The 19,091-nt window shown below is 60.4% G+C and carries 9 protein-coding genes; 4 read left to right on the plus strand and 5 right to left on the minus strand.

Features of this window, described 5'->3' with window-relative positions; translation table 11 throughout:
- Nucleotides 1–725: 725 nt before the first annotated feature.
- Nucleotides 726–2,600 carry a phospholipase D-like domain-containing protein gene (locus CV770_RS10385; protein WP_104462248.1) on the minus strand — a complete coding sequence of 625 codons (1,875 nt, stop codon included), beginning with the start codon at nt 2,598–2,600 and terminating at the stop codon, nt 726–728.
- Nucleotides 2,597–6,169: an AAA domain-containing protein gene (locus tag CV770_RS10390; RefSeq protein ID WP_104462249.1), complete on the minus strand. Its 3,573-nt coding sequence runs from the start codon at nt 6,167–6,169 to the stop codon at nt 2,597–2,599. The genes CV770_RS10385 and CV770_RS10390 overlap by 4 nt, the downstream gene beginning before the upstream one ends.
- A 269-nt stretch (nt 6,170–6,438) precedes the next feature.
- Here CV770_RS10390 and CV770_RS10395 point away from each other — a divergent pair, with 269 nt between their 5' ends.
- The 4 genes from CV770_RS10395 (at nt 6,439) to CV770_RS10410 (ending at nt 11,827) form a co-directional block, all read left to right on the plus strand.
- Nucleotides 6,439–6,774 (plus strand): helix-turn-helix domain-containing protein, encoded by a 336-nt coding sequence (locus CV770_RS10395; RefSeq protein WP_104462250.1) that lies wholly within the window; start codon nt 6,439–6,441, stop codon nt 6,772–6,774.
- Complete coding sequence (locus CV770_RS10400; RefSeq protein ID WP_104462251.1) at nt 6,767–8,014, plus strand: type II toxin-antitoxin system HipA family toxin; 1,248 nt, start codon at nt 6,767–6,769, stop codon at nt 8,012–8,014. Before CV770_RS10395 ends, CV770_RS10400 begins: the two co-directional genes overlap by 8 nt.
- A gap of 104 nt (nt 8,015–8,118) precedes the next feature.
- Nucleotides 8,119–9,135, plus strand: a complete 1,017-nt coding sequence (locus tag CV770_RS10405) for a hypothetical protein (RefSeq protein WP_245453716.1) — start codon at nt 8,119–8,121, stop codon at nt 9,133–9,135.
- A gap of 67 nt (nt 9,136–9,202) precedes the next feature.
- On the plus strand, nt 9,203–11,827 hold the full coding sequence (locus CV770_RS10410) for an AAA family ATPase (RefSeq protein WP_104462252.1): 2,625 nt from the start codon (nt 9,203–9,205) through the stop codon (nt 11,825–11,827).
- Nucleotides 11,828–12,013: 186 nt separating this feature from the next.
- On the opposite strand, the gene CV770_RS10415 is transcribed toward CV770_RS10410, so the two are convergent.
- The 3 genes from CV770_RS10415 to CV770_RS10425 are packed head-to-tail and all read right to left on the minus strand — an operon-like array spanning nt 12,014 to nt 19,069.
- Nucleotides 12,014–13,132, minus strand: a complete 1,119-nt coding sequence (locus tag CV770_RS10415; RefSeq protein WP_104462253.1) for a GIY-YIG nuclease family protein — start codon at nt 13,130–13,132, stop codon at nt 12,014–12,016.
- Nucleotides 13,065–16,469 (minus strand): UvrD-helicase domain-containing protein, encoded by a 3,405-nt coding sequence (locus CV770_RS10420; RefSeq protein WP_104462254.1) that lies wholly within the window; start codon nt 16,467–16,469, stop codon nt 13,065–13,067. Before CV770_RS10420 ends, CV770_RS10415 begins: the two co-directional genes overlap by 68 nt.
- Entirely contained in the window at nt 16,466–19,069 is a 2,604-nt protein-coding gene (locus tag CV770_RS10425; protein WP_161499982.1) for a PD-(D/E)XK nuclease family protein, read from the minus strand. The genes CV770_RS10420 and CV770_RS10425 overlap by 4 nt, the downstream gene beginning before the upstream one ends.
- Nucleotides 19,070–19,091: the final 22 nt, after the last annotated feature.

Consider the following 19,091-nt stretch of genomic DNA (forward strand, 5'->3'; position numbering starts at 1 on the left):
TGGAGTAGGAATTACGCCATCCACAAATTTGCGGCTGCGGGGCATCGGTATCGAGGGGCGTCCAGGTGCCGTGCGTCCTGGCCGGTTTGCCGAGTCCAAAAGGATTGGACATCGCCAATCTGCACGTTCCGCTTGCAGGTTCGCAACCATCGAGTGGCCGTTCCGCCCACAGAAGTGCAACCTGCCGCCAGATCTCCTCTTGCGAAAATTCCGCCGAATCTACGATCGCGAGGAAGATCGTAGCCATATCGAAGCCAGCGAAGTAGCTTGAGGATAGCCGAAGCATCACTCGATGCCCGGAAGCGCAGCATTTCTGGTGCTGTGGCCAACAGCTATGAAGTGAAACCATTGATTCGCTGGTGGGCCCGGCAGGACTCGAACCTGCAACCAGACCGTTATGAGCGGCAGACCGTCAATAAGCTTCGTTGATTTTGCTGCATTTTCGTTTGAGTTTGATCGCGTTCGTCGTGGTTTGTTCACGTCGTTTCTGGTGCGAAACTGGTGCGGTCAGTGAGCTTCGGTAGGCACTTTACGCCGTTGGCGACACAGGTCCATAGAAACACGCGATCCATGATATCCAAGACGACCCGGAGCTTGTTCGATGATCTCTGTCAGAAGGTCATCAATTCATTGAACGCGAGCATGAAACGACCGGGCGCGGCCTTCGTATTCCTACCGAATTTTGGGCGAGGCGCACCGAACGTCGTCATCCCAGACTTCGTCAGTCATTTTGTGGCATTCTGGTGCTCACCCTTTGCACCTCTGCCACGACGTCGTCGTCTGCGGCGTTTCGGTAGCGTCAGCTCCTGATGAGGCGCGTTCGTGGGGGCATCGAGAGTCGGCCACCCGTCGGTTAGCCGGCGCCGGACGTTCGCTGCAAGACCAGGGCTCTTGATGTAGAGGCCGATTTCGCCCAATGGAGCATCGGCGCTTGTATCGGCCGACGACCAATTCAAGCTGGTGATGACGAGATGGTCGTCGTCCCAAAGAAGAAACTTGCCGTGAAGTTCACGGTCCTGAATTTGAACAAGCCTGACGCCAGCCGAGCCAGCAAGTGCAGCTAAGTCCTTGGCATCTTGCTTTGTGACTGGTCCTGAGGGCTTCGAGTAGCAGAGAATTCCCTGCACCGAGCGCTTCGCGGCCGCCATCATGGGAATGATCGTTCGGGCTTCTGCCGCCAATCCGAGACGATCACCGCCGACCATAATCGATTTGGTGGCCGCTTCGCGAGCCAGCCGCATGAGATCCGCGTGTTCATCTCCTCTGACAAGCTGTAACTCCGCTTCACCGTCTGGAGCCGCATGGGTGCGCAGTGTTCGGGCCAGCGAAGTCAGGTCGGAGGCTGCGTCAGAGCTCGTCGCTATGTCAAAGATCAGTTCGGCGAATTCCTGCGCGACCCGTGCCACAGCGTGGGGATGTCGCAAGACGGCCGACGTTTCCACGCGATTGAACCCGCTATAGAGCCAGTTGCACGATCCGACTACAGCGACAAACTCTCCGGTGCCACGGCCAGTGGCGTCCGCGATTAGGAGCTTGGCGTGGGAGCGCGTCGTGTAGAGATGAACTCTCGCACGTCCCCGCAGATTCTGGTCTGCTGTGACTCGGTGATTGATCGCAATGGCCGCCTCGAGGTTGGCTTTGCGATCGGTCTCATTGCTGTCCGCACCCCAGAAAATGTCAATCTGAACACCGCGTTTTGCCGCTTTGCCAAATTCCTCCTGCAACTCAACGAATGCGTTCTCGCGTAGAAACGTCGAGTGCATGATCAATCTGGAACGGGCTTGGCGGAGAATCTCGATCAAACGGTCGCGATGATCTTGTCCGCTGAGCACAATATCGTCGGGTCGAATCGGGGCCGCACGCACGCTGTTTCCGGCCATCTCGAAAGCCGCCGACCGACGCGGCGCCTTGATCGTCATCGGCGTGCCCGGCTTCCGGTCCTTGGCTGCCTGACGTATCGCGGCAACGAGTTGTTCAGCGGAATCTTGCGGCAGACCTTTGATGTTGTTGCCAATCACCGTGAACAAGGCGAATTGATCTACCGTGTCGGAAGCGCTGTAGTCGACGCTGGAAAGCTCCTCGTCATCCGCCAGCACCTGATCTGCGGCAGCGTAGAGGTCAAGGCTGGACAAGCGACCCCATCCGCCATCGATGACGAGCCGACGGACGTCATGCTCACGCTCGATCGCCTCGATTTCCGAGGGGCGATATGGTTTCAGATCGCGCAGACCATAGGCTCGCCAAGCGAAAGGCTCCATCGCGAACGATATTCTGCGCGCGACCCGTCGAGTGACGGGCGGTAAGGTCTCGAATGTCTCAACAACCTCGCGACCGGCCTCGGTGGTGCGGAACGAGGCGCCCTTTGGGGCGGCGGCAAGTTCGACCCAACCAAACCGCATCATACGCAGGATGATTTCCGTGATCAGGCGGGCCGGAATCCGTGCAACCTTCGCCAATTCACCGGCGGTGCTGGGCTCAACAGCCAAAGCCCACAGGATCAGGCGATCGACTCCGCTCCAATGGCGTCCCTTGTCGACCCAGACCCGCAGACGCGCCAGCTTGACTGGCACAGCGACACGCACCGCATTCTGGCCGCTCATGATTTTGTGTCCGTCATGAGCGAAGCCGCCGGCACCAACTTGAACTTCGGCGTCGTTCCATCGGGGAGCGTCTCTTTCGCCAACTGATCGAACACCTCCGACATCTTCGCGAGGAATGCCGGCACGCTGCGGTTATCCGTGTTGTGACGACGATATCGCCGGCCCTGGACACGCAGGAAGTCCATGCTGCCAACGATAATGAGTTTCCATTTGGCTCGGCTCAACAGCACGTTCATGCGTCGCCGATCGCGCAAAATACCAAGCGCTCGTCGCCCGACATGGTCATTGTTTCGCACCAGCGAGGCAACCACTACATCGGCCTCACTGCCTTGGAACGAGTCGACCGTGCTTTCGAATCCCGGCGCATTCGTCCCACGCTTGAAATCCACGATATTGGCGAGTTTGCCTTGCAGCGCATCTTCGATCGCACGGCCCAGACGCTCGACCTGCTCGTTGTATGGGGATAGAACAGCTAGCGTTGACGGTTCCTCCGGCTTTTTCGGAGCGGCTTTCAACATTCCGAGGACGGACAGTACAGCCTGCAATTCCGCCGGATTGTGATAGGTGGGGCGTTGTTCGCCAGCGTTGCCCTCACGCTGCACATACGGGAGATCAATGAAAACGATCGGCGACGAGGGCAGGCGCGCGTCCGTGATCGTGAATGGTGGCTGCTCGGTATCGAATTCTGCTTGGCGTTCTTTCGGCGTATCGAGCGTTCCGTCGTAGAAACACTCGGAAATCACGGTGGCGATCGCAGGGTGCATCCGGTGCTGCTGCAGGAGTTCGGTCGCCACACGCCGCCGGCGCTGGTCAGATCGTTTCTGCCGGTCGAGCTCGCTGGTGACCAGGCTCTCGAACAGCAACAACATGCGGCGCGCCGACGCACAAATCTCGCTCAAGACACCATCATCTTCGATCGCTTCCTTGAGATCATCCAGTCCGAAATCACGAAAGATGTTGCCTATGAGTGGATCACTTTCGGCCAGCGCATCCTTGACTCGCGTTTGGTCTTCTAGGAATTCCGCGATCCGGTCGGTGTCAAACGGCGGCAACTGGTTATGATCTCCGATCAGAAGACGTCGCATCGATAGCAGTTGAGGGGCGAGCAGTTCCGATCCGGTTGCCTTCGCGGCCTCCTCGACGATCGTCCAGTCGAACAGCGCGCCGTCGTCGATCAAGCGCTCCAGGTCGCCGGAGTTGGTCGTCGAGAACAGAACATTGGCCGATTGCAGCACGAGCGCTTCGAAAGAACGCCGCTGACGCAGGGTTGTCAGGGAAAGTCTTGCGCGCAGATTTCCGGTCACGTCTGCAGCCGTCGTCATGTCGCGCAGGGATTGCTGTATGGCCCTCGGTGCCCGGCGATAGAGCGAGCTGTCCTTGAGTTCTTTGAGATAGGCCTTTGCCCGGTCTGGGGTCTGTGCGCCGGAAAGGTCGGCGCCATTGTCCGCCTTGGATCGGACCAGGATGACATCGTCGTCCAGCCCAGTTTTCTTCAGCATTTGCTGAACGGACGCCGCGAGATGATCCAGGGCCTGATGCGCCTGCGCGCTAAGTAGAAGCCGGATCGTTGAGTCCCCTTCCAGCGCTCTGCGCACCACCTCGGTCACCAGTTTGGTCTTGCCAACCCCGGGCGGCCCGACAACGAACTGACCGGGACCAGTCGACCAAATCGAGCGCAACGCCTCCTGCTTGGACTCGTCAAGCTTGCCGAAATGATCATCCTCAACAAGCGGGTCGTCCTGGTAGGTGCGCAGTCGTCCCCGCGGATCGGCCAGCATGAGGGCGAGTTCGGACTGGGTGGACAACGTCGTCAGCATGCGAAGTCGTCGCCGGAGGACCTGCTCCGTCCCTGTTTCGTCGACCTTGCGTAAATGAAGCTGTGCCTGTGGCGGGACGACGCCGTCCAGAACCTCGAATTCGTAAAGCCGCCGATTGTTCTTTTGAATCGGACGAATAAAACGCACGCTGGCTGCGGCCCGGACTGTCATGCCGAGCCCGGCAGCTTCGGTGAGTTGCCATTCCGCGTCGACATCGGCTTCTTCGCGGTCGAAAAGTCTCCGCATCAGTTGGTGCGGCTCGCCCACGCCCAGCGCCTGCGAGAGCCGTATCCGATGCTCGGACTCGCTTGCCGCGATTTCAACGATCCGTTTGTCTCCTTGACGCCGCTGGTTGACCAACTCCACTGGCGCGATCTCGGCTGCCTTGAAGAGCGCTTCGGCAATCTGCGCAAGAAGAAGGCCGCGCCGAACGGTGAGCGTCGGATCGTCATCCGGCGTCATGTCAAAGGCCGCGCTCCAATCCAGTGCATCCGACCGTAATTCATTCAAGCGCCGCGACGCGGCAGCAAAACGGATGATCTCGATCCGGTGCGCGGGAAGGTCGGTTGTTTCCCGTCGTCCCAGGTGGACGTCGCCCCTGAAACGGGCGTTGTTGCAGGAGGCGACATTCCAGGTTTCATCGGACCCCGCGACACGCAGGGGCTGGAGATCATAGACCAGGCTTTCGGTCATCAGCAGGAGATCGCCCCTTGCTGTACGGGTAAGACTTGCCCCTGTTTCCAGATCCGCGCGAATGAAGTCGAGCTGGCTTTCGGCGTCGTCGGTGTCGAACGTGTCGCCCGAGGCCTCGTTCAGGATTGCAGAAAGACGGCTTGTCTGCCCGAGTCGAAATGCCAATACATAACGGCCGTTATCGGCGAATGCTTCCGCATCCAGCTCGTTGAGAATAGCGTCAACTCGGTTGGTGACCGTTGCGGCATCGAGGATACGATTGCGTTCCGGTTCAAATAGCAGCCGGATCAGGTCAATTTCTGAGGCACGCAAATCGATTTTCGCACGTCCTTCAATGAACGGAATGTCCTCTTCGTCGAGCTTGTTTGCATCAAGGCCGATGAGATGGGCGATGACCTTGCCCAGCGCGCGCCAGTCGTCGAGGAAGGAAAAGATGACCGAGCCGACCGGACGGCTCTTGGCGATGACATGCAGTGGAGCCTTGTTGAGTTCTGCGACCCGCAGGCAAAACTCGAACCCGCCCAAGCGAAAATCCGGGGTTGTCGCGGCTCCAGTAGAATAGACGGCGCGGCCATCGATCCGGCCATGGACCAACCCCTGGCCGTGAACGGCACCGAGAGCTTCCGCTAAACGGCGCAAATTCTTCCAGAGGAGAACGCGCTGACGCGGTCCGTGTAGGCTGCGGAGCCAATGATCGGGGCGCACAAATCGGGAGGCGTGTTCCAGCGGAGCGACGTCGCTTGGCATGGCAATGTAAAATGCATCGTCACTTTCTCCCGAGGCCAGAACCTCGACAACGACTTCATTCCCCCGCGGGAAAGCACGCACGCGCTCGCTCTGGCGCATTTCATGCCGCCACAGCTCTCGGAAGTCCGCGTCGACCACGGTTCCGGTCTTTGCCCAGTATTTAAGGACCACCGGATCGCCAGTACGACGGTCGGTCGCACGGATCACTGCAGATTTCAGCGCGGCCGTATTTGGGGATGACAGGAAGGTTTCATCGAGCTCGAAGCGTTGCTCAAGCGTATCGAGTTGCCGTTTGGCATTCCTTGATTGCATCAATCTCCCCAACGCCACTTTGAATGCAGACGTCGATATGGCGCTTGCGCGTTGTTCGAATCAGTCACGGCGGAACCCTCACGATCCGTGTTTCTTGTTTTGTTCGCAAGGAGGGTCATGGTAGCCAGCTGCCCGAGTGCGACGAGGCCTCGCTGGCTGTCTCCATTGGGTTAGCGCCATTCCGGCGTAGCGCGGGTAGCCCCGAAGGATTGGCGAAACTGTTAGCTTCGTGCTACATATATTCCAATTTTGTAGTGCGAAGGTGTCAAATGCCGACTCCTCACAATCCTCCCGCCGCTGTGCGGCGCGCCCTGCGCAAGCTGGGCGCGGACATCCATGACGCCCGCCGCCGCCGACGGCTGCCCATGGCGGTCGTGGCCGAACGCGCCTTCACGTCCCGCTCCACCCTCCAGAGAGTCGAAGCCGGCGACACCAACGTCAGCATCGGCATCTATGCCGGTGTCCTTCAAGCGCTCGGTCTCCTCGACGGCCTGAGCCAGATTGCCGACATCAGCAACGATAGCGTCGGGCGGGCCCTCGCCAGCGCCGAGCTGCCCAAGCGCGTCCATCTCAAACGGCCGGCTGGACCGCCCCGTAATGGCTGATTTCGAGGTCCATATCGATCTCGAAGGTCGCACGCGCCAGATCGGGCTGGCGCGGAGCAATCGCGTTCGCGGCGCCGAGACGATTCTCTTCGAATATGACGGCGCGTGGCTGGAAGATCCCGACGCCTTCTCGCTTGAACCCGCCCTCGCTCTGGGCCGCGGCGCCTTCGCGCCGCCCGCCGGCCTTGCAACTTTCGGTTCCATTGGCGATTCGGCTCCTGACACCTGGGGCCGTCGCCTCATGCAGCGTGCCGCGCGCCGCCTCGCCGAACGCGAAGGCCGTGCGGTCCGTACGCTCGCGGAGAGCGATTATCTCCTCGGCGTCGCCGACGAGACCCGATTGGGCGCGCTGCGCTTTCGCTGGGCTGGCGACGATACCTTCCAGGCGCCGATTCGCACGGGCGTGCCTGCCCTGGTCGAGCTTGGCCGCCTGCTTCAGATCACCGAACGTATCCTTCGCGACGAGGAAACCGACGAAGATATGCAACTTATCTTCGCTCCTGGTTCCTCCTTGGGCGGGGCGCGGCCCAAGGCGTCGGTGATCGACCAACACGGGCAACTCTCCATCGCCAAGTTCCCCAAGGAAACTGACGACTACAGCATGGAGACATGGGAGGAGATCGCGCTGCGCCTTGCGGGCCAGGCCGGCATCGTCACCCCCAGACATGAATTGATCGATGTCGTCGGTAAGAAGGTCATGCTGTCGCGGCGCTTCGATCGGCGTGGCGCAATCCGCATTCCGTTCTTGTCAGCCATGGCGATGATGGGCGTCCGGGACGGCGAACGCGGCAGCTATCCCGAAATCGTCGATGCCCTGGCTGAATATGGCGCGCAGAGCAAGACCGACGCCCATGCTCTTTATCGGCGCGTCGTCTTCAATGTGCTGATCTCCAATGTCGACGATCATCTGCGCAACCACGGTTTCCTGTGGCTCGGCAAAGCAGGATGGTCGCTCTCTCCGGCCTACGATCTCAATCCTGTCCCGACGGATCTCAAGGCGCGGGTTCTGACAACCAACATCGATCTCGACGAGGGCACCTGTTCGCTCGATCTGCTGGAGGCTGCTTCCGAGTTCTTCGCGCTGACGCTGGTGCAGGCTCGCGCGATCATCAAGGAAGTCGCCACTGTCACCGCGACCTGGCGCCACACCGCGAAGGCGGTGGGCGTGCGCGGGGCCGAGATCAACCGCATGGCCAGCGCATTCGAGCACGACGACCTGAACCGAGCGCTCGCCTTATGACGAGAACCTTTCTTCACAGCTTCGACCCGCAGACCGCCAATCCCGTCACTGGTCCCACCGTCGACCTTGATGTCGCAGCCATCGAGGACGCCGGTATTCGGGAAGTGCTGCAAACGCCGGGCGCTGCCTATGGCGCATGGTCCATTCTGGATGCGCTGCTCACCCCAACCGGCTCTGGAACGCCCTTCATTTTCAAGGAGCCACTTGGTCAGGCCCGCGAGGTGAAGGTGGCCCTATCTGGTCTGTTCGGGCGCTTCATCGCGCGCGCCTACCTTGAGCGGTACTTCAGCCTGTCGATCTTCGCGCATCTCGGCAGCCGCGTCATCGATCTCGACGGGCGCCGAAAGGTGAAGATCAAGCGCTTGTCCCGAGGTGATCTGCCTGACTGGGTCGCTTGTGCCTCCGACTTGGCCTCCCTGACCGTCGCAGAGGCCAAGGGCTGCCATGATGCAGGAGGTCCGGCAGCGGCATTGGCCCGCGCCTGGAAGCAGGCTGCGCGAATTGATGTGACGGCCCGAGGCCGCAAAGTTACCGTGAAGCGCATCGCCGTCGCGACACGTTGGGGCATGGCCGTCTCAGGCCCGGCTAATGCCCATCTCTCGGTCAAGGACCCCGTGGACGAGGGCGAGCCCATCAAGCCAGAGGAGAAGGACGCACTCTTCATTGGGCTGCTCCGCCTCCACATCGCCAATCTGATTCGGCCACTTGGTCATGTCGAACTGTCAGATGCCCTGAAGCGCATGACCCATCAGCCCTTCGCCAACCGGCTCCAGGCTGACCTCCAGACGGCACGATCGCTGCTCGACGCCGCCAAGGTGGGCGATGTTGAAAAGGCAAGCGCGATCGGCGGGCTTGTCGGTGGAATCGTCACACGCGCCGGACCTGTAAACGATGCCGATGTTTCCGGTGCCGATCAGGAAGCGCTCGCCCGCCTCAATCTCCGGCCGATCTTCGTTGGGATAGATCGGGATCTCATCCGCGCCGCCATCGACGCCGAGCCCGACGCAGTGCGCGTCCGGCTGACCGAGACCGCGCAGCCGGATGACTTTGCACGGTCTGACCGTGCGGGGGGCTGGATCGTGCCGCTCGGCCAGGAACGCCGCATCATCAGAGGGACCTGAGATGGTGATTGCGAGAACGAAACATCAGAAAAGTGCCTGTGGCAGCAGGTAAAGGTCGGGGGAAACTATGGACGGACAGGACGAGGATCTTTCGAACGAAGCAGCAGCTCTTGCCGACATTCTCAAATGGTCGGCGGATTTGCCGGCTTGGCAGCGCGATGCGCTGCGGCGGCTATGCAGTCAGCCCCTGCTCGAAAGCGCCGATTTCATAACACTTGTCGCCATCTGCAAGGCCGCCGAACAGGGAGTGCCCCTCGACGCCAGCCACGTCCGCGACCCGTCGGCCAGCCATGCCGTCGTCAGCCTTGGCGCCCTTCATGGCCTCTCGCACGTCAACGCCCTCGCGCCCGGCGAGCGGCTATCCTTTGGCAAAGCCGGCCTCACGGTCATCTATGGTGACAATGGCGCAGGTAAGTCCGGATATGCTCGCGTTCTCAAGCAGCTTTGCCGCGCGCGTTCGCCGAAAGGCGATGCGATCCTGTCTAACATCTACGCGGCCAGCCCCGGTACTCCCGCCGCCTGCATCGACTTCTTCATCGGCGCACAGAAGCGAAGCGCGTCGTGGACCCAGGGCAGCGCGCCGGACGCCATGCTTTCCGCCGTGAGCGTGTTCGATTCCCGAACCGCCAACGTCCATGTCGAGAACACCAACGATCTCGCCTACACGCCGCTTCCGCTCCGCATTCTCGCCGGCCTCGCGCAGGCCTGTCAGGACGTAAAGGCCAAGCTGACCGCGGAGATTAAGGCGCTCCAGGAGCAGACGCCGGCTGTCCTTTCCAGACCCGAATGCAAGCAGGACACTGCGGTCGGCAAGCTGATCACCGGGCTGTCGGGCAAGACCAAACCGGAAGACATCGAGAACCTCGCCGGCCTATCGCCCGACGAGGAAGCACGCCTGCAGACGCTCACAACAGATCTCTCATGTGATCCGACCCGGACCGTTCGTCAGCTCCAGGGCCAGGAAAGCCGCATCAAGACTATTGTCAGCCAGCTCCATCACCTGGCTGCGGTCGCCACGGATGAAACGTGGACAGAGCTCAGCGAAGCCCACACGCAATTGTCGAACGCGCGCTCCGCCGCAGCATCCGCATCCGCAAATCTCTTCGCCGATGAACCGCTGCCCGACATTGGTTCTGACGTTTGGAAGGTCTTGTGGGAGGCCGCCCGCGATTATTCGCGCGCATCTGCCTACCCGGATCGGCCATTTCCGGTAACGGAAGGCGGCGCCCATTGCGTTCTCTGCCAACAGCCGCTCAGCGAGGAGGGCGCGCAGCGGCTCCGCAGTTTTGAGACCTTTGTTCAGGACGAGAGCAAGCGCCGCGAGCAGGAAGCCGCTGACGCCTATAGTGAGAAGTGCGAGGAGGTCTCGTCGAAAGCCATCTCGATGACGGATCTGCTGGCAATCGTCACCCTGATGCGGGATGACATCGGCCAGGAAAAACTGGCGGCCACTCTTCGCTGCGAAATCCTGCAACTAGCCTGGCGGCTGCGCGCGCTTCTCAGAACTCACCGCTTGGCGGCGATGCCGGCCCTTCCGCCCGCAGCAGTCCCTTCCGTCGCCCCTTTGCGCAAGGTGCTCGATGATATCGCCACCCGCATTGCCGGCCTCCAGGCGGAGGCCAATTCTCCACAGCGGGCAGCGCTCATCGCGGAGCGTGATGGCCTCACCGACCGCAAATGGCTCGGTGTGGTGAAAGCCGATGTGCTGGCCCAGATCGAACGCCTCAAGGCGATCGAGGCGATCGAGAAGGCCAACAAGGACACGGCAACGAATAAGATCACGACCCAGAGCGCCCGTATTGCGCAGGCGCTCGTCACCAACCGCTTGCGTAGCCAGTTCGCCATCGAGGTAAACAAGCTCGGCGTCGCCGGTCTTGCCATCGAGCTTCAGCAGGCGAAAACCAGCGCGGGCGTTCCCTTCTTCCAGGTCCGGCTTATCAACAGGCCGAGTGAGTCGGTCGGTAAAGTCCTGAGTGAAGGCGAGCATCGCTGCGTGGCGCTCGCCGCTTTCATGGCGGAGCTTTCGACCATCGACGCCCAGTCGGCGATCGTGTTCGACGACCCCGTCTCCTCACTCGACCATCTACACCGCGACAAGGTTGCCGCCCGACTGGCCGAGGCCGGGCAGACCCGGCAGGTGATCGTCTTCACCCACGATATGGCCTTCCTGCTCCTTCTTGATGAAGCCTGCCGGGCGACCAAAGAGCGGGAGGCTACACCGGTGGCCTATCGGCTGATCAGTCGCGGCTCCGACAATGCCGGCTATTGTCACCAGGAGCCGCCGGCCAGCGTCATGCCGATCGACAAAGTGATCGAGGGGATGAAAGCGCATCTCGGGAATGTGAAAATCCATCACGAGCGCGGCGGTCAGGCAAAGTGGCTCCGCGAGGTGACGTCCTTCCAAGATCAACTTCGTACCACCTGGGAGCGCGCCGTCGAAGAAGTGGTGGGGCCGGTGATCAGACGCTTGTCGCGCAAGGTCGACACGACGGGGCTCATCAAATTGACGGTGCTTACTGGCGCTGATTGCATGGCGATGCGAGAGGCATTTGGCCGCTGTTCAGCACTCCTCCATAGCCAGCCTGGTGAGATCAATCCGCAGTTGCCGGCCCCTGCGCTCATCGAGAGCGAGATCGATGTGCTGGAAAAATGGATCGCCGACGTGCGGACCCGCCAGGAGAAAGCGGCATGAAATGGTCCGAGCTGAAGCGGGCGGCCAATATCATCCTCGCCGTCTGGTCCCGTTACCGTTCTGTCGTAATCCGCTACGACGGATCCTTTCGATCCTGGCATTCGCGGAACTGATGACAGCTCTCGATCACCATGGCCAACTCCAAGGCTAAACCACGTTGGGAAGAACCTCTGAACACTCCAGTGTTCAAACCACACGAGTGTAGGTTTCACCGGCGACCACGCGCTGAACCTGTTCTTTATTTCTCGCTCCGATTCTCTCGGCTATGGTCTCCGGTGAGTAGAGAGCCGCGAGCTCACGAATGGCGCGCACTTGCTCAACTGAAAGGCGGTCATCCCGCCCGCAGATCTGCGCGATGGCCCAAGCGTCGTCTTTCCATTTATCCGACACCCACGGTGCCGGGAGACCCTTACGCGGGTTATCCCGTAACCAGGCCTCTAACAGCCGATCGCGTTCGTCGGGCATCGGCACAACGCGCTCGGCCAGCATGCCGTTCTCTCGAAGATATTTCAGCCCAGACTTTCCGCCGGGGATCATGTTCAAGCGCCGTGCGTCAGACCAGTGTCCTTTGACGAGCCATTCCTCCGTCGCGTAAAGAGCCTCGAGATCGTCTGTAATCCCCATGATCTTATGGTGGATATAGGTGACGCGTCCTTCGCGTAGTTCCTCGCGGAGTTTGCGATGAAACAGCAGTGGGCTTCCGGCATCAACAGCCCGACGATGCTCTGACCAGCGTTTCTGCCAGCTTCGCGTCGTAACGCCAACGTAAAAGAAGCCATCGTCCGGGTAGGATGGCCCCTCACCAAATATATGCTGATAAAGAACGTAGGATTTCTTCAGCCAGGCCTCCGGTGCAATCAGCAGGTGGGCCGGCGCGGAGAACACTTGGCTAGGCTGTGTGACGCCAAATAGTCGCGGAGAGGTCTCAAGGCGATCCGCCGCCGCCAACAGGACTGGATCCAGCACGACATCAAACCGGACCTCCGTTCCTAACGCCAGTTCACCCGCTTCGAGAGTATGCCCTGACCTAAATTGGTCAGGACCAACCGTTCGAAGCCCCTCCTTTACGCGATTCTGAGGCGCTATGAAGATGGGCCTATCACCCAGTGCAACGAGGTGCACGACCGGTATGAAATCCCCCGGCTTCGCGCGAATAACGCCTCCCTTTTGCCTGGCGACACTTAGCCAATGGGCGCCGTATCCGGTCCTGCACCACTGGCGGAGCAGGGTCTCAATCTCACTCCGCCGCCGGTGCATGACCTTGGGCGCGAGATGTTCCCACCAGTCGCGGCTGATAGTGATCATTAGAGCCTCGTTCGTGAATTATCCCGTCTTCTTCGGGCCGGCGAGCCAATGAGGAGGCCGGATTCTCGACCCACACTATCTCGCCCAGACTCAGAAATACGAGCATTCCGCGCTTGGCGCCTGTCGCCTTCAGATAATCGCTGAGCTGCGCGGCGTAGCGGTTTCGTACTGTAGAACTCGGGGTGATATCCGACTTCCAATCAATGGCCACCTCCACGTGGCCCTCTCTGATCGCAAGCGCATCCGCTCGGCCTGCAATCAGGACACCGTCCTCGGAACCCCAAATCGTCACTTCAGGCTGAAGAAAGGGACGCATCTCCGCTATCTCCGGCAGGCCTAAAGTTCGCAACGCGCACCTCGCCATCTCCGTCGCATCAGGGCGGATCTCCCTCTCGTCTGCGTCCGTTAGCAACTGGGCGAGCAACTCGTCCGCACGTGAAGCCACCAGTCTCTCCTGGGCCTCCAACCCGCCCGTCAGGAACTCCTCCATCAACTTGTGAAGGACAATCCCGCGTAATGCTCCGCCGCCGACCACTTCCATCTGTTCGGCAAGCGAGTCAGTCACGACAACTGTGTCGATAGGATCAGCTAGGCGATCTCGATCGTGGTCGCTCGGACGGCGCCAGACAACGGTCGGTGCGCTCTCGCTCACCCTTCCTTGCTCTGCCGCGAAAATGTCAGAAGATTGCTTGTTCTCGTGTGCTGCCGCTTGCCTCTGGTACGATTCCGGAAGGCCGGAAACATCTAATTCTGGGAGCTCCCCTTGTCGGAGATCGATTGAACTAAACCATGAGTCTTTCGCAGCTTGTGGGATATGCGGAAGGACTAGAAGATCCCGCGCTCGAGTACAGGCTACGTACCAAATTCGCTCGCGTTGATTGGCGTCTTCCCGACTTTCCTCCGCGCGAGCCGCGGCCAAGTCTGGTGGCGCGACGCCTCCAACCATCCAGTGGAGGGTATTGTCGGACTGCCGATGCACGAACTGATCCGGTCGATAGAGCTCAGTCGTTGAATTGATCGGTATCACGACCGGCCATTCCAGACCCTTCGCTTTGTGTATGGTGACAATTTCAATCGCGTGCTCGGCAGCATCGACCCGTCCCTCTGGCGCCCTCACTTTGCGTTCCCACTCCGCCTGCAGGTCTCGAACGAATGGGCGTAGCCCTGCTATTCCATAGCCACGCGCGCGCTCGATGAGGGCGTCCAGGTTAGCGAGCGCACGTGCATTACGATTGCGGTGGCGAGCCGCCATAATCACCCGTACGTTCAGACGTTCAATCGCTTCAGCCAGGATCAGGCTCGGCGTCGAGATGGCTGCGCGCCGCCGGAGGTCTTGCAGGCTGATAAGGATTGCTTTCGCGACGGCATGTTGGATCGCCGAAGGATTGGTCCTTACGCTGAAGAAGTGCGGGCGTCCGTTCATCTCCGGCAGCCCCGCGGTGATGTCCAAGAGTTCCTGGTCGCTCAGCCCGACCAATGGTCCGCGCATGAGCGCACCGAAGGCGAGGGTGTCGGAGGAATCCGCCAGTACACGAAGGAGTGCGAGGATATCCTGAGTCTCCTGCCGACGCATGAGCGACTGACCGGCTTGCGACGATACGGCAAGGTTTCGCTGCTCCAGCGCGCGTTCGTAGCGCCAGAGTTCGGTGTGCCCTGGCGATACAAGTGCAATGTCCCCGGGCTGAAGAGGAGACAATGAGTCATCTGCGCGCCGGATCAACACGTTGCCGATTAGGCGAGAACAGATGTCCGCAACCTTTTCGGCTTCGGCCTCGCGGAACATCTCCGCATAAATACGTCCTTCAGTCGCAACTTGGATCGTAAACCGAGCCACGCACGGAACGGGGTAGGAGCCGTCAGCGACGGTTGGCGCAAGCGCGACGTATCTGGGCTGACCGGTCTTGCCGAAGACCGTCTCAAAACACGAATTAACGTGTCGAATTATCGCCTTTTGAGATCTAAAGTTGGCCGTTACTTCGATGATGGCCCCGCCGTCTTGTGCGCCGATGAGCCGGCGACAAAGTTCATAGATCTCGATATCCGCGCCTCGGAACCGATAGATTGCCTGCTTGGGATCACCTACCAGGAATAGAGAGCCGGGCCGCAGCCGACGATCTTCCCAGCGTTCCACTCGGTCGTCAGTTGCTGCAATGGAGAAGAGGATTTCGCTCTGAATGCGGTCCGTATCCTGAAATTCGTCGACCAATATATACTTGTAACGTCGTCCAATCGCGCGACGGACTTCTTCGTGACGGCGGACAAGGGACCGTACATGCAAGAGGAGGTCATCGAAGTCGAGCACCGCGGCTGCCCGTTTTCGACCCTCGTAGCTTTCCAGCAGCAGATCGAGCGATGACGACAAAATGCAGACCAGCAAGCTCGCGATATGTCCGATCAACTCGTTCCAAGCGTCAGCGGCTATCTGATAGTGCCGGATCGCGGCCTCGCTGCCCGACTCGCCGGGGTGCGCGCCAAAGAGATCCGCTGCATCAACATAAGACTTGAGCTGAAGTCCCTTGGCGAACAATCGACATGGACCGGCATCGCACAGCCGCCACAGGGTCGCGAAATCCGGTGCGCTATCGAAAACGCGTTCATATCGCGCCGAGAGCCGACGCAGCTCATGAGCGATTCCCCGCAAACAGTTGTCGCTGTCGATGCTTGTCTGCCATCGAAAAAAGTCGTCGACGGCCTGAGCAAACACGATGTCGGGTCGAACACTCTGTAACGGAGGTATCGGAGCCGCTTCCGGATGCTCCCGACGGAGCATGGCAAGTTCGCGAATGAGATCGACGACCTTCAATGGGATTTCTTCCGCCAGCACGACAATCGGGTCGTTCTCAATGGCGTCCTCGGCGAGCCTGCGGGAAAACCACGCGGAAAGCTCGCTGCGAAAAAGCGATTCCGCCACCGTTTCATCGACGATGCGTGCGCCCGGATCGAGTCCGGCCTGCACACCGTGGCTATGGATGACGGCCTGACAAAAGCCGTGGATCGTCGTGGCTGTCAGTTCGTCCAGCCTCGGGGCCGCCGCAGAGAGTGCCGCGTGCTGCGCCACGGTGAGGCCGGTAGGGAGCACGGGCTTGACGAAATCGGGTATGTCGCCTGCAAGCAGGGATTCTACGGTCTCCCTGATGCGGCGAGCGAGCTGGCCCGCAGCCAAGTCGGTAAAGGTGATGGCGGCAATGTCTCCGGGCGGGAAGCCGGCCGCCAACATCATTGCGACGCGGCCGGCCATGAGTGAGGTTTTTCCCGTTCCAGCGGCGGCCTCGACAAGAAGGACCGACGTGAAGTCGGTCATGGCGCGAATGCGATTGTCCTGATCGACCAGTGTCATTTTGACGAATTCCACAGCTTGCCCAGCTTCTGGTTGGCGGCGCGAAAGTCGCCCCCTTTGCGTCGGAGGTAGCTTTCACGATCCGCAGGAAGGGCGAGGCGCATATCATCGTAGTGCGCGTCCTGCTCCCACCGCGGCGCGATCCGTCCACTCCGCAGGATCTCTACTGCTGCCACTAGGAAATTGGTGGCCTCGACAATCGCATTGTCCAGTTCGTCGCCTCTCAATTCGAACTTGGCAGGCTCATCAGCGAGGTAGATCAACCTTGCGACAACCGTTCTGACCTCCGGAAGAAGCGTGCGGACCGTCAGTGCGTAGAGCACCCGCTGAAGCTCGCGCCCCTGGCCGAGTACGATCTGCTGACTTTTTGGTGGCGGCTTGGTGCTCTTGTAGTCGGTAATCTGCGCGCCATCGCCCGAAGCGCGGATATCGAGACGATCGATCCTACCGCCGTAGATAAGGTCCGCCTGAACAATGGGAATTTTGATCGTCTCATTCCATGGCAATTCTCTGCCTATTGATGCTTCCTGGCCGAACGGGACCTCGCTCCAGCTTCGTGTGTCGGCCCTCGTCGGCTCGTCAGATGCAAGCCCCTTGGCCGTGCGCCGGGCTGCTTCTTTCACTGTATGCTGCCAAAGTGTAGCTGGCGGTACGGAGCGTTGTAGGGGCCAAGAAGCCATAATCCTCGACGAGGCCGCAGCGATTGCGGCCTCGATCTCATCGGGGTTTGCGCGAGCGAACCCTGGGCTCGGTTCAAGCCGTGCGATCGCGCCACTAACAAGCTCGTGCACGAGTTCGCCAAAAGCCATTGGATCAAGCTGAAGGGGCTCGGGCTCCAAGCGTGTGGAGTGCCATCCCAGAGCGTAACGCCAGACGAAGCCAAGCGGATCTCGCAGAAGGCGCTGCAGCGATGTCGTTGATTGAGTGCGGGCGAGGGCGGCCAGAACCGCGGGATGGTCGGACGCGATCAAGCCGTCGTGGCGAGTCAGAGTTGATTCTCGTTGCCAATTTCGCCAGCAAAGCTGGCTCTGGCGGACGTGTTCGAGCTGCCCTGCCTCGCGAGGCCGGGCCAATAGTCGGTCGGCTTCACTGAATGCGTGTGGAGGAATGCGGTCCCGCTTATGAATGGCCTCGTCCTTTGGCCACAGCGAGCTCGGGGAGAGGACGCTCCCCTTCGCGTTACGCTCCGGTCGAGACAGCACCAATATCTCGCGCGTTGCACTGCGGATGACGTCAAAATGTAAACGGTCGCGGTCTACCGTCGTGAGTCCATGCAATGTACGCCGGTCGAGAAGATGGTCGGGGATGAGAGGATCATCATTCTCAAAGCGAGGCCACAATCGATTTGTCATGCCCAGCAAACGGACAAATGGTCGCGGGCTCGCAGCCAGGTGCGACGCGGGACACCAAACAACACTGTTGGCCGGATCTCGCCCATCACGTACCCGCAATGCCTGCAGCGATAGCGCTACAGCGTGGGGAGGCGCGCTCCGTGATGCTTCCTCCCACATGGCCAAGCTGGCCCCGCTGAGTAGCAGGCGGCCGGCCTCTCGCCCGATGTTGGGTCCCCGTGCAAGGAGGTCGAGAACCGGAAGGAGGACGGTCTCAGCTAGGTCGCCAGCTGCACGATACGATCGGCCCACGATGAGTGCTTCCCGCCACTGATTCAGAGTCCTCAGGCCGGCATTCCGAGGTATCGACGAGAACCAATCTTCTGGAAGAGTACTTAAGAAGGGACGCGCCGGCAGGCGTCTGAAAAGCCGCCAAACGCGTTCCTGGCTCAGGCCGTTCGTCAAGATGTCTGCTAAGGCAGCACAGGCCTGTCCTTCAGGCGTGCTGAGTGCCGGAACGCCATGCGAGAAGTGGAGCGGGAGTCCGGCATTGTTTGCGTAGGCGAGAAAGTGATCGTCCCAGCCCGGCGTCGACGTCGCCGCTATCGCGATCTCCTCAGCCTTTGCTTGGCCCGACGACAGGAGCTGACGCACCCATCGAAGTGCCTCGACGACCTCGGATTTCGGATCGGCACTGGCCTCAGCTAAAAAATTTGCGGGAGCAACCGCCGTGCGTCGGCGAAGCGTGCCCTTGAACCATGCAATCTCGGCTTGGACAGGTGAATCCCAGGAAAGCTCGGTGAAGTGAGCGATTCCATTCAGCAAGGGACGCCACACGGCATCGATCTCCACTATCCCGCCAAGCGTAACCGGCCCGAGCAAGATCTTCGACTGCGATACCCTTGACATCGCGGCGCCGCGAAGATCGCGAGGCAGCCTCCTGGAGGGAGGAAGAAGCTCCCTTATGCGTGTCTCAAGCAGATGTAGATCTGCAAAGCGCCCAACGTGCTGGGGAAGGGATGATAGGTCAATATCTGCACGCCATACTGCGTCGAGCGCCTGAAGCACGGCTCGAGGCATGCCCGGTAGGTTCGAAACGCTGCCAAGATCTTGGAAGCCGCCGGCGGCCAAAGCCGCTTGAATGGCAGGATAAAGAACGTCGGTAGTGACGGGGGCGATAAACCCGCCGGCCAGCCGCGCGGCAACAAGCGGAAGGGTGAGGATTTCACGACCGATGTTTCCTTGCCGTGCAGCCGCTAGCCGCTGCATGCGTATCGCCAATGGCCCGTCT

Source organism: Bradyrhizobium sp. AC87j1, from assembly GCF_002936975.1.
Classification (GTDB): domain Bacteria; phylum Pseudomonadota; class Alphaproteobacteria; order Rhizobiales; family Xanthobacteraceae; genus Bradyrhizobium; species Bradyrhizobium shewense.

Excerpts from the sequence above, each read along its gene's own strand:
- CV770_RS10385 (WP_104462248.1), bottom strand. The coding sequence starts at position 2,600 with ATGAGCGGCCAGAATGCGGTGCGTGTCGCTGTGCCAGTCAAGCTGGCG.
- CV770_RS10390 (WP_104462249.1), bottom strand. The coding sequence starts at position 6,169 with ATGCAATCAAGGAATGCCAAACGGCAACTCGATACGCTTGAGCAACGC.
- CV770_RS10395 (WP_104462250.1), top strand. The coding sequence starts at position 6,439 with ATGCCGACTCCTCACAATCCTCCCGCCGCTGTGCGGCGCGCCCTGCGC.
- CV770_RS10400 (WP_104462251.1), top strand. The coding sequence starts at position 6,767 with ATGGCTGATTTCGAGGTCCATATCGATCTCGAAGGTCGCACGCGCCAG.
- CV770_RS10410 (WP_104462252.1), top strand. The coding sequence starts at position 9,203 with ATGGACGGACAGGACGAGGATCTTTCGAACGAAGCAGCAGCTCTTGCC.
- CV770_RS10415 (WP_104462253.1), bottom strand. The coding sequence starts at position 13,132 with ATGATCACTATCAGCCGCGACTGGTGGGAACATCTCGCGCCCAAGGTC.
- CV770_RS10420 (WP_104462254.1), bottom strand. The coding sequence starts at position 16,469 with ATGACACTGGTCGATCAGGACAATCGCATTCGCGCCATGACCGACTTC.
- CV770_RS10425 (WP_161499982.1), bottom strand. The coding sequence starts at position 19,069 with ATGCAGCGGCTAGCGGCTGCACGGCAAGGAAACATCGGTCGTGAAATC.